Source organism: Pseudolactococcus piscium (assembly GCF_002441695.1).
In the GTDB taxonomy this organism is placed as follows: Bacteria; Bacillota; Bacilli; order Lactobacillales; family Streptococcaceae; genus Pseudolactococcus; species Pseudolactococcus piscium.
Genome location: NZ_JXJW01000011.1, coordinates 45,928 through 59,934 on the forward strand (window position 1 = coordinate 45,928; position 14,007 = coordinate 59,934).

14 protein-coding genes are annotated in these 14,007 nt (G+C 39.4%); 3 read left to right on the forward strand and 11 right to left on the reverse strand.

Going from position 1 to position 14,007, the window contains the following annotated elements; all coding sequences use genetic code 11:
- Positions 1 to 12: 12 nt before the first annotated feature.
- From RU86_RS06400 to RU86_RS06420, 5 genes are all read right to left on the reverse strand, one after another.
- Positions 13 to 1,293 carry a homoserine dehydrogenase gene (locus RU86_RS06400; protein WP_096814591.1) on the reverse strand — a complete coding sequence of 427 codons (1,281 nt, stop codon included), beginning with the start codon at positions 1,291 to 1,293 and terminating at the stop codon, positions 13 to 15.
- 134 nt (positions 1,294 to 1,427) lie between these two features.
- The gene (gene yihA, locus RU86_RS06405; protein ID WP_096814592.1) at positions 1,428 to 2,018 is read right to left on the reverse strand and encodes a ribosome biogenesis GTP-binding protein YihA/YsxC; all 591 of its coding nucleotides are present in this window, start codon (positions 2,016 to 2,018) and stop codon (positions 1,428 to 1,430) included.
- Between the two features lie 53 nt (positions 2,019 to 2,071).
- Positions 2,072 to 3,289 carry an ATP-dependent Clp protease ATP-binding subunit ClpX gene (clpX, locus tag RU86_RS06410; protein WP_096814593.1) on the reverse strand — a complete coding sequence of 406 codons (1,218 nt, stop codon included), beginning with the start codon at positions 3,287 to 3,289 and terminating at the stop codon, positions 2,072 to 2,074.
- Between the two features lie 35 nt (positions 3,290 to 3,324).
- On the reverse strand, positions 3,325 to 3,495 hold the full coding sequence (locus RU86_RS06415) for a hypothetical protein (protein ID WP_047915593.1): 171 nt from the start codon (positions 3,493 to 3,495) through the stop codon (positions 3,325 to 3,327).
- A complete protein-coding gene (locus tag RU86_RS06420) occupies positions 3,495 to 4,007 on the reverse strand; it encodes a dihydrofolate reductase (protein ID WP_096814594.1) in 513 nt (170 codons plus the stop codon). The genes RU86_RS06415 and RU86_RS06420 overlap by 1 nt, the downstream gene beginning before the upstream one ends.
- Positions 4,008 to 4,129: 122 nt before the next feature.
- On the opposite strand from RU86_RS06420, the gene RU86_RS06425 reads away from it, so the two are divergent.
- Together RU86_RS06425 and RU86_RS06430 are read left to right on the forward strand one after the other, a co-directional pair.
- Entirely contained in the window at positions 4,130 to 5,062 is a 933-nt protein-coding gene (locus RU86_RS06425) for a glycosyltransferase (protein ID WP_096814595.1), read from the forward strand.
- 113 nt (positions 5,063 to 5,175) lie between these two features.
- Positions 5,176 to 5,463: a YciI family protein gene (locus RU86_RS06430; protein WP_096814596.1), complete on the forward strand. Its 288-nt coding sequence runs from the start codon at positions 5,176 to 5,178 to the stop codon at positions 5,461 to 5,463.
- Positions 5,464 to 5,616: 153 nt separating this feature from the next.
- Here RU86_RS06430 and pyk read toward each other — a convergent pair whose 3' ends face one another.
- From pyk to RU86_RS06460, 6 genes are all read right to left on the reverse strand, one after another.
- A complete protein-coding gene (gene pyk, locus RU86_RS06435; protein ID WP_047915596.1) occupies positions 5,617 to 7,119 on the reverse strand; it encodes a pyruvate kinase in 1,503 nt (500 codons plus the stop codon).
- A 118-nt stretch (positions 7,120 to 7,237) separates the two neighbouring features.
- Entirely contained in the window at positions 7,238 to 8,245 is a 1,008-nt protein-coding gene (gene pfkA, locus RU86_RS06440; protein ID WP_047915597.1) for a 6-phosphofructokinase, read from the reverse strand.
- Positions 8,246 to 8,437: 192 nt separating this feature from the next.
- Entirely contained in the window at positions 8,438 to 9,868 is a 1,431-nt protein-coding gene (locus tag RU86_RS06445) for a MucBP domain-containing protein (RefSeq protein ID WP_245810488.1), read from the reverse strand.
- 68 nt (positions 9,869 to 9,936) lie between these two features.
- A complete protein-coding gene (gene nagA / locus RU86_RS06450) occupies positions 9,937 to 11,094 on the reverse strand; it encodes an N-acetylglucosamine-6-phosphate deacetylase (RefSeq protein ID WP_096814597.1) in 1,158 nt (385 codons plus the stop codon).
- Between the two features lie 99 nt (positions 11,095 to 11,193).
- Positions 11,194 to 12,366, reverse strand: coding sequence for a toxic anion resistance protein (locus RU86_RS06455; protein ID WP_096814598.1), 1,173 nt, complete (start codon positions 12,364 to 12,366; stop codon positions 11,194 to 11,196).
- A complete protein-coding gene (locus RU86_RS06460; protein WP_096814599.1) occupies positions 12,359 to 12,871 on the reverse strand; it encodes a 5-bromo-4-chloroindolyl phosphate hydrolysis family protein in 513 nt (170 codons plus the stop codon). The genes RU86_RS06455 and RU86_RS06460 overlap by 8 nt, the downstream gene beginning before the upstream one ends.
- A 97-nt stretch (positions 12,872 to 12,968) precedes the next feature.
- On the opposite strand from RU86_RS06460, the gene RU86_RS06465 reads away from it, so the two are divergent.
- Positions 12,969 to 14,006 carry an NAD(P)H-dependent glycerol-3-phosphate dehydrogenase gene (locus RU86_RS06465; RefSeq protein ID WP_096814600.1) on the forward strand — a complete coding sequence of 346 codons (1,038 nt, stop codon included), beginning with the start codon at positions 12,969 to 12,971 and terminating at the stop codon, positions 14,004 to 14,006.
- Position 14,007 lies beyond the last annotated feature (1 nt).

Here is a 14,007-nt window from a genome sequence, read left to right on the forward strand (position 1 = left end):
ATATCTTACCCTTTAGATTACTTTAATCGTATTACGTAGTGTAAATCCATCAAGTGATGAGATTTTAGCTACCAAATTATCAAATTGATTCAAGTCCATTTGATGTGAAATGATGGCAATCGTTGCAACATGATCACTAATTTTATCTTGGAAAACTTGTTCAAATGAGACATTTTCTGCATGGAAAAGTTCTGCAAGTCGTAAAAGTTGACCAGATTTATCCTCAGTTTCAATGGCAAAATAATACTTATCTAACAAGTCTTCTTTTTTAGCATAGATTGTTTCACGCGAAAAAGTATTAAATGGTGGCGCTGAATAGCCTTCTGCAACACTCATAGCAAGTTGAATAATATCAGCAACGACAGAGGCAGCTGTTGGCTTTTGACCAGCACCAGGTCCATAGAACATAGCCTCACCAATACCGATAGATTCAACAAAGACAGCGTTCATGACACCATTAACTGTTGCTAATTGGTGCGTTTTAGGCAGGAAGGTTGGCACGACTTCTGCATAGATACCAGACTCACGCTCAACGATTTCACCAACTAATTTAATCACAAAGCCCAATTTCTGTGCTAACTTAACATCAGCTGGTGTGATATTGCGAATCCCTTCATGGCGGACATCATCAAACTTAATGGTCATACCAAAAGCAAATTGACTCAGAATCACCATCTTATAAGCAGCATCAATCCCGTCAACATCGTTGGTCGGATCCGATTCAGCATAGCCTAGACGGCTTGCTTCTGCTAATGCCTGATCATAAGTCCAACCTTCATCTACCATCTTCGTCATCATGAAATTACTTGTGCCATTGACAACACCAAGCACTTTTGTAATTTTATCAGACGTATAAGCACTTGCTAGTGTTCTCAAGATAGGAATACCACCTGCTACTGCTGCTTCGTAGTAGAGTGCCACTTGATTAGCTGCGGCTATGTCTAATAACTCTGAGCCATGCATGGCAAGCAAATCTTTATTTGCTGTCACAACATGTTTTTTAGCCTCAAGCGCTTGAGAGATAAAGGTTTTAGCTGGCTCAATACGTCCCATGAGTTCAACGACAATATGAACAGATGGATCCGTCAAGATAGCGGTGATATCCGTCACAAAGTTGTAGTCATGGCCCTGTGCCAATAAGGCTTGTTTTTCAGCTTCATCTCTAACTAAAACTTTTGAAATACTGATATCCGTACAGGCAGCTGAGCTGATTTTTTGACCATTTTCTTTTAATAAAAATGGAATACCACTGGCTACTGTCCCAAATCCAAGTAATGCGATGTTGACTGTCATAAATCTTAAACTCCTTTATCCGATTAAATTAAGTAGTATCTAATTTTGATTAAACCAGCTATCAACTGGCATTAGCTAAATTATAGCAGAATTTTCAGACTATTTCCATCTTAATTGACAACTTGTCGTGTCAATTAGTCTATAAATTCCTCGATGACACGCCACGCCTCATCCAAACCTGTTTTATCAAAACTTGAAAAAATGATGAAGTCATCTGTACTATCAAACTGTAAAGCCTTTTTAATGATACTTTCATGTTTGTTCCACTTGCCACGTTTAATCTTATCAGCCTTAGTCGCAACTAAAATAACTGGAATTTCATAATACTTAAGGAATTCATACATTTGAATGTCCTCAGTAGATGGCTCATGACGCATATCAACTAAGCTCACAACCGCACGAAGATTCGGACGAGTCGTCAAGTATTCTTCAATCAGACCTCCCCATTTCTCACGTTCCTTTTTAGAAACACGTGCATAACCATAGCCTGGTACATCGACAAAGTGTAAGGTATCATCAATATTGAAAAAGTTAAGCAACTGGGTTTTACCAGGTCTACCTGATGTACGTGCAAAATTTTTGCGGTTAAGTAAGGTATTGATAAAGCTTGATTTACCGACATTTGAACGACCAGCAAGAGCAATCTCTGGCCATTCTGTATCAGGATACTGCTTGCTTGATGCAGCTGAAATTGTCAAACTGACATTATGGATATTAAATTTCATGAGTCTCATTTCTATAAAAGGAAAGAGCGCAGTTATGCGTTCTTTTCTTATCATTAAGCACCGATTAGTAACGGTTCATTTGTTCCTAAAACAGCTGCTTCAGTGATTACGACTTTTTGAATCCCAGTCATACTAGGGATTTCAAACATAACGTCCATCATCACTTCTTCTATAATCGAGCGAAGTCCACGCGCACCTGTCTTACGTGTAATAGCTTTTTGTGCAATGGCTTTGAGTGCACCTTCTTCGAAGGCTAGCTCAACATCATCAAAGCTTAATAGGCGTTGGTATTGCTTAACCAGGGCATTTTTAGGCTGTGTTAAAATATGAATCAAATCATCTTCTGTTAAAGATTCAAGAGCTGCAACAATCGGTAATCTTCCGATAAACTCAGGAATTAAGCCAAATTTTTGGATATCTTCAGCAACAATCTCTTGCATATAAGATGCATCCTCTGATAAGGCTTTATTATTAAAGCCAAAGCCGATCACTTTTTCACCTAAGCGTTGCTTGACGATCTCTTCGATCCCATCAAAGGCGCCACCAACGATAAACAAGATATTTTTAGTATCTAGCTGAATCATTTCTTGATTCGGGTGTTTACGACCACCTTGTGGTGGGACACTCGCTACCGTACCTTCGATGATTTTTAGCAAGGCTTGTTGGACACCTTCACCAGACACATCACGGGTAATCGATACATTTTCCGATTTTTTTGCGATTTTATCGATTTCATCCACATAGATAATCCCACGTTGGGCCCGGTCAACATTATAGTCTGCTGCCTGTAGTAATTTGAGTAGGATATTTTCAACATCTTCCCCAACATAACCGGCTTCAGTCAGACTCGTTGCATCTGCGATCGCAAATGGGACATTTAGAGACCGTGCCAAGGTTTGGGCTAGGAAGGTTTTTCCTGATCCTGTTGGCCCAATCATCAAAATATTTGATTTTTGGAGTTCAATGTCATCGTCTGCCTTACTGGCTACAAAATTAATCCGTTTATAGTGATTATAAACAGCAACAGATAAGGCACGTTTAGCGGTATCTTGTCCAATGACATAGTCATTTAAAATCGCAAGTAATTCTTTTGGCGTTTTACTATCTAACATTTCTGAAGATAGATCATCTTTAAATTCTTCACGCAGAATATCCATCGATAATTCAACACATTCATTACAGATAAAGACATCGCTGCCGGCAATAATTTTCTTAACTTCGTCTTGTGATTTACCACAAAATGAACAAAATATCTGATCTTTATTTATCATTTGATTTTGTTAGTTCCTTTTCTAAATGCTTACCCTTAAAAGAGTGTTTGATAGACTGCGTGAATTGAATTCACCAGATTCGTGAACGCACACAATAAAAATAAAATCGCAAGACCAAACTTTTTCTTGCGGAAACATTGTACTGCACAGACAACACAAATCCAGGCTAAGACAGCCGTAAAAACGCCAAATATTGATTTTTCCATTATTTATTCTTCTCGTAGGTTTTAACTGTAAAACCGTATTTATTTTCTTGATCTTTCGGATGGGTAGTAGATGACAGTTCAGAAAAATGGTCAAACTGAATCACGTCAGGAAAGTAAGTATCTCCTTCAAAAACGCCTGAAACTATCGTCCTGTATAAGCGCTCTAACGACTGGCTAAATACCTCAAACATCTCTGCACCACCAATAATATATAAATCTTTTGCTGAGTCTGGACTTTGTTGCGCGTACCAGGCTAATACTGCTTGAGGGTCATGAAATATGAGGACTGATTTATCAGCCACCGTATAGCTTTTATCACGGGTCATTACGATCGTTGTCCGACCTGGCAATGTCCGTTGGGTCATCCCATCAAAGGTCTTGCGCCCCATTAAGATAGCCTGACCCATCGTTGTTGCTTTAAAGTGACGCAGCTCTGCGGGTAGAGACCACGGCAACGTCCCATTTACACCAATCAAACCTTGTGCGTCCTCTGCCCAAATTCCTGCAATCATCACTCACCTCATCTTTTTTAAACTACCTCTGTCAATTATACCGTAAAAGGCTATTTTTTGCTATTACCCAGTCACGAATTCCTTAAATTAGCAGAACATGATAAACTATAGGTATGAATTATATGACACATACAATTGAACCATGGATGCCTATCGGGGCAACCAAACCAAAAGATGATATTGCAAGCATAGCAAAACAAGTCGGCTGGCAAGAGCTGTTGATAGACCGGGCAAGTCAATCACCTGATACAAGTAATTTGGCACTTAATTTAAGCTCGGATGACCTCATTGTGCATCAGTATCCAAGTTATTTACCCTTAGCATTCGAAGAAAATTTTCAAAAAGCTGTGCAGCAGGCTGGCGCGACGTTCATCTTGCTCATTCATGATTTTGAACCCCTCAGGATTGCCAACCGCCCAACTTCCGATCGTGAATATGCACTACTTCACCAGTCAGACGGCCTAGTCGTTCATACAAAAGAAATGGCAGATGCATTAGCTAGCCCAGTCCCTACTTTTATCCTAGGCCTTTTTGATTACTTAACGACAGCTATGATACCAGAGCGCCTGTTCACCCCTCAATTGCTTTATGCGGGTACGTTGACAAAGGCAAGCTGGCTTAAAAGCTGCTGCCAACCAATATCTGTTTTCGGTAAACGACCGCGAAAGTGGCAGCATGATAACTTGCCACCTCATATCACCATTCATGACCTCTTACCACAAGATTTAGCCCCTGGCCTATTACCAGATGGTATTGGCCTTGTATGGGATAGCGACAGTGATCATGATACACGCTATCAGAGCTATCAAATCGTCAACAGCCCGCACAAACTCAGCCTTTATTTGGCTGCAGAGTTGCCAGTTATCTTGCCAACATTTTCTCCTTTTTCCAGTTTCATATCATATAATCAGCTGGGTGCCTGCATCACTGAGTTGTCAGAACTCCCCCTTACCTTTCCCTATGATAAAATAAAAGCAAAACAAATCGGGCATGACCTTCGGTCTGGAAAACATACCAAAGATGTCCTCAAAAAACTGATTGCTTTTTATCAGTAATCAGCAACCTATCAGCCTGTATGATGTTGATCGACAGACGGCACCTTCTTTTGGCACATATGAGGTCGAATATGTTATCCTATCTACATACTTACTTTTTCAAAGGAGACTCCATGTTTATTCTAAACCTAACCTACATCAAACCACTTGATGAGATAGAAACTTTCTTAAGTCAACATCGCGCATTTTTAGATTACTATTATCAAAAAGAGATATTTCTACTCTCTGGTCCTAAGGAACCTAGAAATGGTGGGATTATCATATGTCATGCTGCCAGTCAAGATGACGTAAAACAAATTATTTCAGAAGATCCTTTTTTTATTCATCAAGTTGCTGAATATGAGATTGTTGAATTTATACCGGTTAAAACAGCTAAAGACCTGGTTCAATATAAGCAATAAAGGATAGCTGACACGCAAAGGTCCAGATGAAAATCGTATGCCAAATAAAACACTTATACGTTTTTTTTGCATCAATAAATCAGTTTCCCTATGATATAACTTTCTAGCCCATAAAAAAAACGCCTGACTCAGCCAGACGTTTTTTAAATTTAATTATTTAACTGTACGGATACGCATTGTATTTGTACGGCCTGAACCTACTGGTACACCAGCAACGATGATGATATTGTCGCCAGATTCAACAAGACCTGATTCGATAGCAGCTTTTTCAGCAACTTCAAACATGTCATCAGTTGATGCAGGTTTTTCGTTCAAGATTGGGATAACGCCCCAGTTAATCATAAGTGATTTTTGAACTTTTTCATCCCAAGTAATTGCTAAGATATCAGCATCAGGACGGTATTTAGAGATCAAACGGGCAGTTGAACCTGACTCAGTCAAGGCAACGATTAGTTTGATTTCCATAGAGTTAGTTGCATCTTTAACAGCAGATGCCATAACTTCAGTCACGTTAGAACGGTCAAATTTATCAGTTGACAAACGGCCATATTCTTTCAAAAGTGCTTGTGCATTTTTGTCAACAGTTGCCATTGTACGTACTGATTCAACTGGGTATTTACCATTTGCTGATTCGCCAGAAAGCATTGTTGCATCTGTACCATCGATAACAGCGTTAAATACGTCAGAGATTTCTGAACGTGTTGCACGAGGTTTGTCAGTCATTGTTTCAAGCATGTTAGTTGCTGTGATAACAGCTTTACCAGCAGCATTTACTTTTTGAATGATTTGTTTTTGGTAAACTGGTACCATTTCAAATGGTACTTCGATACCCATATCACCACGGGCAATCATGATACCTTCAGAGGCAGCAATGATTTCGTCGATATTATCAATACCTTGTTGGTTTTCAATTTTAGGGAAAAGTTGAACGTGTGTGTTACCAGTTTCTTCTAAGATAGCACGAACTTCGTTAACATCTTTAGCAGAACGAACAAATGAGATCGCGATGAAGTTCAAACCTTGTTCCAAACCAAAACGGATGTCTGCGTTATCACGGTCAGCAAGTGCTGGGAAAGGAATTTTAGTGTTAGGGATGTTAACACCTTTTTGTTTAGCAATAACGCCATCATTTTGCACTTCAACTTCGAATTGACGCGTTGCAGCATCTTTACCAGCAACAGTTAACCCAAGTTTACCATCATCGATAAGGATTGTTTGACCAATTTCAACGTTATCAAAAATGTCAAGACCACCAGCAACGTTCAAAGCGATAACATCTTTAGTAGATTTTAGGCCTTGTTGTGTTGCAACACGGAGTAAGTCACCTGTATTGTATTCGAATTCTTTAGCTTCGCCTTCGAATAATTCAGTACGGATTTCTGGTCCTTTAGTGTCAAGTAAGAAACCAACTTTTTGGTTAGCAATTTCTTCTGCACGACGGACAACGTTCATACGATCGCCTTGCTCTTCATGGTCACCATGTGAGAAGTTGAAACGGAAAACATTTGCGCCTTCTTTGATTAATTGCGCAATTTTTTGCGCTGAAGCTTCTACATCGAGTTTTTCACCCCAGTAACCATCGTCACCAAATTTTTTGCCACCACGGATTTCAACAGCTGGTCCAAGTGTTGCAACAATTTTTACACGTTTGTTCATTTTAGTAGAACTCCTTCTAAATTAGATGGCTTTCGCCAATATATAGGACATCTCATATGAGGTATCCTTAGACTGCATATGCAGTTTTTAACTGATGTTTAGTGAAACTGTAAACCGATTAAGATGAAATTTCTTTATTGAGTTTGAACAAATCAAGATTGGCTACATGCGGGTTATTGACAATGATTTTACCATTATCAAGGCTGAAAAGCGCCCCTTCTTCTGCAGATCCTAAAATTGGACTCTCAACTAATTTTTCATTATGAATACCGACTGCTAAACCGCCACGACCTGCTTTAAGCAGTTCAACGGCACGTGCGCCCATCCATGATGCGAGAACACGATCTCGCGCAGTAGGTGTACCACCACGTTGGATGTGACCAAGCGTACTCACACGAAGATCACTATCGTCTCCAGCAGCTTTAAGTTTTTCAGCTAATTCTGAGCCAGACATGACACCCTCAGCAAGGACGATGATGTTATGGTTCTTCCCGTTTTTATAACCATGTTTAATCGATGCAACTAATTCGTTGATATCAAAGTCATGTTCAGGGATAAGAATCTCATCAGCACCTGCGCCGATACCAGCCCAAAGTGCGATATCACCAGCGTGACGACCCATTACTTCAACAATAAATGTTCTTTTATGTGAAGATGATGTATCACGAATTTTATCAATCGCATCAAGTGCAGTGGTAACTGCTGTATCAAAACCAATCGTGTAATCAGTACCCACGATATCATTATCAATCGTACCTGGTACACCAACTGCTGGGAAGCCATGCTCAGTCAGACGCATCGCGCCGTGATATGACCCATCACCACCAACGACAACAACACCTTCAATCCCATGTTTTTTCAGCTGTTCAATGCCTGCAAGCTGGCCTTCTACTTCTGCAAATTCTGGAAATCTTGCAGAGTACAAGAACGTGCCACCACGTGAAATTTTATCACCAACATCTCTACCTGTCAATGGGAAAATATCTCCGGCAACCATTCCTGCATAGCCATAATTAATCCCAAAGACTTCCATACCTTCATAAATGGCTTTTCGTACAACAGCACGAACAGCAGCATTCATACCAGGAGCGTCTCCGCCACTAGTTAAAACGGCAATACGTTTCATTTAAGTATCAATCCTCCAATGTTTTTTATCTTAATCATTATACCACGTTTAAATATATTTTGTCAGACAAAAAGTAAAGAAAACGTTTTCTACTATTAAATAGAAGCCCATAGAAAAAGCGCTTTTACGCGCTTCCTTCCAATGTTGCATCTAATCAACACGATTAAACTATTCAATTTTTCACATGCTATTCTATTGCTTTGAGCTTCTGACATACAAAGTCGATATTATAGACGTACATATGACAAGGAAAAGGCCTAGCCCTAGGTAATTATCATTTTCATCACCCGTTTTAGGTAATAAAGCAGATGCTTTAGTTGTTTCAGTATTGAGTGTATTGGGTGTATCGTTTGGTATTGGAACTACTGGCTCAACTTTAATTTTTGTATAGACATACGTTACAGTTTGTATTTGATCCGTTAGTTTACCAGTCATATTGATTGGCAGTTTCGTCTCATCTAACGTGTAACCAGCAATCATAAGTTTATATTTATCAGTTGACGCGTCAAATGAACTGCCTACATTACCACTGATACTTTGGCTAGGCACATTTGGAATAGCTTGTCCCTGTTCATCAACATAATTAACAATGACACTTTGAGCAGTGGTAAGGTGATTCACGGGAATCTGATAGCTACCGCCATACGTGATGAATGCATTAGTAGTACTCGCAAATAAAGCAGGTACCATAGATTGTATGTTTATCTTTTCTGTGTCTTTGGGTATGCTAGTAAAGATTATCCCCTGGTGTGTCATGTGATAATCAATTCCCTCTGAAAGAGAGGTCCATTCACCATTCTTGTCAATATAAGTAATAGATAAAGGTATGCTGGCATTTGATAGATCAGAAATAATCGGATTTCCCGATGTATCCTTTAAAAGTGTATCTGTATAGGCTATCTCTGACTCATTTGTGTCTTGAATCTCGATTGGGTTTAGCACTATGCTATCATTCGTTAAGATAGATAAATCATAGTTAACATTAACTTTAGATAGTTCCAATTCAGAATAATCAGTCATACCAATTGAATAGATACTCAGCATGTCAACATCCCAATTATCCATATCCTGACCTATCCCGACAAGTTCGTCTTTAGGACGATAAGACGTATAATTACCAATGTGAATATTATTAAATTTTCCTTTTGGCTTAATATATGGCAGAACATTTGACCGTGTAAATAATGTTGCATTATTGACCATCGTAATCTCTGGGATATCTGTCGCAATTATGTTAGCTATATCTAATGATTTCAAATTTACTGCCAACTCTAACCCCTTGAGATTTACTTGTGTATCTTCAGGGAGACTCTCCAAATCAATCCTTGTCACACTGGTCATATCTTCTTTGGTGACTTGGGATAAAGGTTTTTCAAGTAGGGTAGCAATAACGTTCTGCAGATTTTTATCTGGCATCCAAGCGTCTATCGTATCGGATGATAGTGGTTTGATAGGTTGATGACTTAGTGATGACGCTATTACTGTCTGTGGCGTTTTACTAGCATTTAAAGCTGTAGTACCAGTAGTGTTATTCGCTAATTGACTATCTGCTAGAACAGGTATCTGGGACATACTTGACAGCAATAAACAAGACAGCAGACAAAATCTAATTTTTCTTTTCATACACTTCCTTTTAAAAATAGTAGGCGACTTGGTTTCCTATTGGTTGGTTACATGTTAGGGTATCCTAATTAAACTGAATAGACTTTTTGGCCATTCAAATAAGTTGCGGATAGCTCTAAATTAGGGTCTAGTACGATAAAGTCTGCATCAAATCCTGGCTTAATCCGACCACACTTATCATCAATGCCAACAGATTTAGCTGGAATAAGCGACGCCATCATCACTGCTTCTTCTTGTGATGCAATCCCCCAATCAACAACATTTTTGATACCATCTTTTAGTTTCAAAATTGAGCCTGCGAGATTACCACCGTCTTTTAGTCTGGCTGTCCCATTTTCAACAATGACTGGATATTCGCCAAGCATATAATCACCATCAGGCTCTCCACCCGCACGCATGCAATCCGTAATCAAGGCGACATGGTCATGCCCTTTTTGTTTGATCAAGATATTACAGGCTTTTGGTACAACATGGTGCCCATCACAAATTAACTCAGCATAAGTATGCGGGATTTCATAAACAGCACCAACCATGCCGAGTTCTCTGTGCGTCAACCCACGCATGCCATTATAGGCATGGACCCAGATACTAGCACCTGCTTCAGCACCACGGACTGCTTGCTCATAAGTCGCATCTGAATGACCGAGCGCAACTTTTGTACCTGTTTCGACTACTTTTGCGATAAACTCAGCACTACCATCTCGCTCTGGTGCAACAGCAATTTTTAAGAGCATGCCCTTTGCAGCCTCTTGCCAGCCCTGGAATTCTTCAAAGCTGGGATTACGCATGTAGGCAGCATTTTGTGCACCTTTATATTTTTCAGTAAAGTAGGGACCTTCAAAGAAAATGCCTTGAATCTTAGCACCTGATGCCTCTGTATAGTGATCTCCAATCGTTTGACAGATGTCTCTGAGCTGTTCGTAGCTTGCCGTCAAAGCTGTCGGTAGAAAAGAGGTGACACCAGTTGATAATAAGGCATCACTCATGGTATGGACAATCCCATCCTTATGATTATCCATCACATCAACACCCGCATAGCCATGAACATGTGTATCCACTAATCCTGGAGCTATGAACTTACCACTATAATCTAACACAGTACTACCTTGTGCTACCTGTTCGACATGATTCCCAAATTTGCCATCGGCCGTTAGTTCTAAATAACCACCCATCTTACTTTCGTATGGATAGAAGAATTTATCAGCCTTTATATAAGTTGTTGTCATCAAGTACACCTCTTGCTTTCCTAATTTTATACCTCATTTTACACCTTTCTCTTGCCTTTGTCAAAAATGGTATAGTCCAATTAAAAAAGCAAGTATGGGCTACTCACTTTTTTCTTTATTTGACAAGGCTAACAATTTTGCCTTTATTTCTGCTTCTAGTTGACTTAACTCAACTTCACCTTGTCGACGTTTAATAGCACCTTCACGCTGGATGGTCATCGTTTCTTGGATCGTTTCTATCAAGTTAGCTTGTGTTGTTTTCAAGGTTTCAATATCAACAACACCACGCTCGTTCTCTCTTGCCGCCTCGATAGACGACTGTTTTAGCATCTCAGAATTTTTGGTTAATAGATCATTTGTCGTATTAGACACAATCCGTTGACTGGTTAGGGCATCCTTTTGCTTCAAAAGCGTCAAAGCAATCGCAACCTGATTTTTCCATAAAGGAATAGCCGTATTAATTGATGTTTGGATTTTTTCAGCTAATTCTTGATTTGTATTTTGAATCATGCGGATTTGTGGTGCCTGCTGGATTGTAATTTGACGTGCTAATTTGAGGTCATATTGTCGCTTATCTAAGCGATTTTTGTAGTTTTCCAAATCAGAAATTTTCTGAACAGCAATGGCATTATCTGCCATGCTCTCAGCGTCTTTTTGTGCTTGGGGAATCGTAATCTCAGCCAGTTCTTTAATCTTTAACTCAGCACCAGCGATATAAACACTAAGGGCATGGAAGAAATCTAAATTTTCAGCATATAAGGTCTCAAGCGTCTTATTATCATCAAGTAAGCCTTTATATTCATGGCTCAACTTGATCGAAATTTTATCGATACCAGCGCCTAATTTTTGATATTTTTGCGTCACTTCAAAAATAGACTTTTTGACTTTACCGAACATTTTCTTGAAAAAGCCAGGATCTTCTGCCGCTAGGTCATTTGGATTTGATTCTTGTAACTGATACATCAAATCAGTCAAGGCGCTGCCTACGTCACCTAAATCCTTAGTTTGTACCTTATTTAAGACTGATTGTGAAAAATCACCGATCTTTTTCTGTGCAAGTGCACCATACTCGATGACAGATTGGGCATTGTTTTCATCAAGAGATTTTGATAAAGCCTTTGCCTTGCCTAATTCTTCTTCAGTGAGCGTCGATAGGGCCGTTGCCTCAGGTGTTTGTGTTTCTGATATGACCTGTGCTTCTTGCACTGTAACGTCTGTCAATGTTTTATCCTGGTCAGCAAGCATTAACTCGTCTAATAACTCATTAGCCATTTTCCACCTCATTCTTAATTGTTTCGATATCCTCAGATATAGTTAGCGCATAAAGGCCAGCGATTTTTTCAGACAATGCTCTAATGACTTTTTGACTGTCGACTAATAAGGCTTGATCTAATTTATCAACAGCCTTAATATTTTGATACGTCTCGATCAAGTCAAGCATGGTCGGCAAATGCTTATACAAAAAATCATTATTTGACAAGGCAATTTTGGGCCTTTTGACGATTAGCTGAAATAGTTTTTTAGCACTATCAAGCCCACCTGTCACCTGTTCAATGACTTGTAAGGCAGCATCCTCTTTTACAGCAATCTCCCATTGCTTAATTTGATCTTTGGCATCTTGCATGGTTTGACGAAAAATGACAATGTCCTGATCAGACAATCCCGCCTTGTGATAGGTTTTGATTAACTTTGGATTTTTTTTATCATTTTTATAATCATGTATCAACCAAATAATAAGTAGAACGACGATTAACATCAATATTATTATTATATTCATACCCCTATTTTATCACAAATTTGCTTGCGATTCTCAGTCTAGAGTATGATTTTAAAATAGAATATGTTAAAATGAGATGAATACAATTGGAGGTATTATGTCTCAAAAGAAAATCTTAGTTCTCGGTCCTGGATCATGGGGAACAGCTTTATCACAAGTCCTTAATGATAATGGTCATGACGTTCGTATCTGGGGGAATAACCCACAACAGATTTCTGAAATCAATACAAAGCATACCAATACACTATATTTCAAAGATGTTGTCTTAGATAGTAAAATTGTCGGCTATGACGACTTAGCGCTTGCCCTTACTGATGTTGAAGCGATTTTATTTGTCGTCCCAACTAGTGTAACGCGATTAGTGGCTAAACAAGTTGCCCAACTACTCGATCATAAAGTGGTTGTCATGCATGCTTCAAAAGGGCTTGAGCAAGGTACACACGAGCGGATATCGACCATCTTAGAGGAAGAAATCCCTCAAGAACTTCGCTCAGAGATTGTTGTCGTATCTGGACCATCTCATGCTGAAGAAACGATTGTACGTGATTTAACCTTGATTACAGCTGCTTCTAAACAACTTGAAGATGCTAAATATGTCCAAGCGTTATTTAGTAATGATTACTTCCGTCTCTACACAAACGATGACGTGATTGGTGTGGAAACTGCAGCAGCACTTAAAAATGTCATTGCTGTTGGGGCGGGCGCATTACATGGTCTGGGCTTTGGTGATAATGCAAAAGCTGCCATTATTACGCGTGGTCTTGCAGAAATTACAAGACTGGGTGTTGCCATGGGTGCAAATCCGATGACTTACATCGGCTTGTCAGGTGTCGGTGATTTGATCGTCACAGGTACTTCTATTCACTCACGAAACTGGCGTGCTGGTGATGCGCTTGGACGTGGAGAAAAAATAGCCGATATTGAAGCGAATATGGGGATGGTCATTGAGGGGGTATCAACAACCAAAGTTGCCTATGAACTAGCCCAAATGTTAAAGATTGACATGCCAATTGTCAATGCCATTTATAGTGTGATATATGAAGGAGCTGAAATCAAGAATAGTATCATTCAGCTCATGCGTCGAGAAGGTCGTCCGGAAAACGAGTATATTATTGAAATTAAAGGGAAAAATTAAG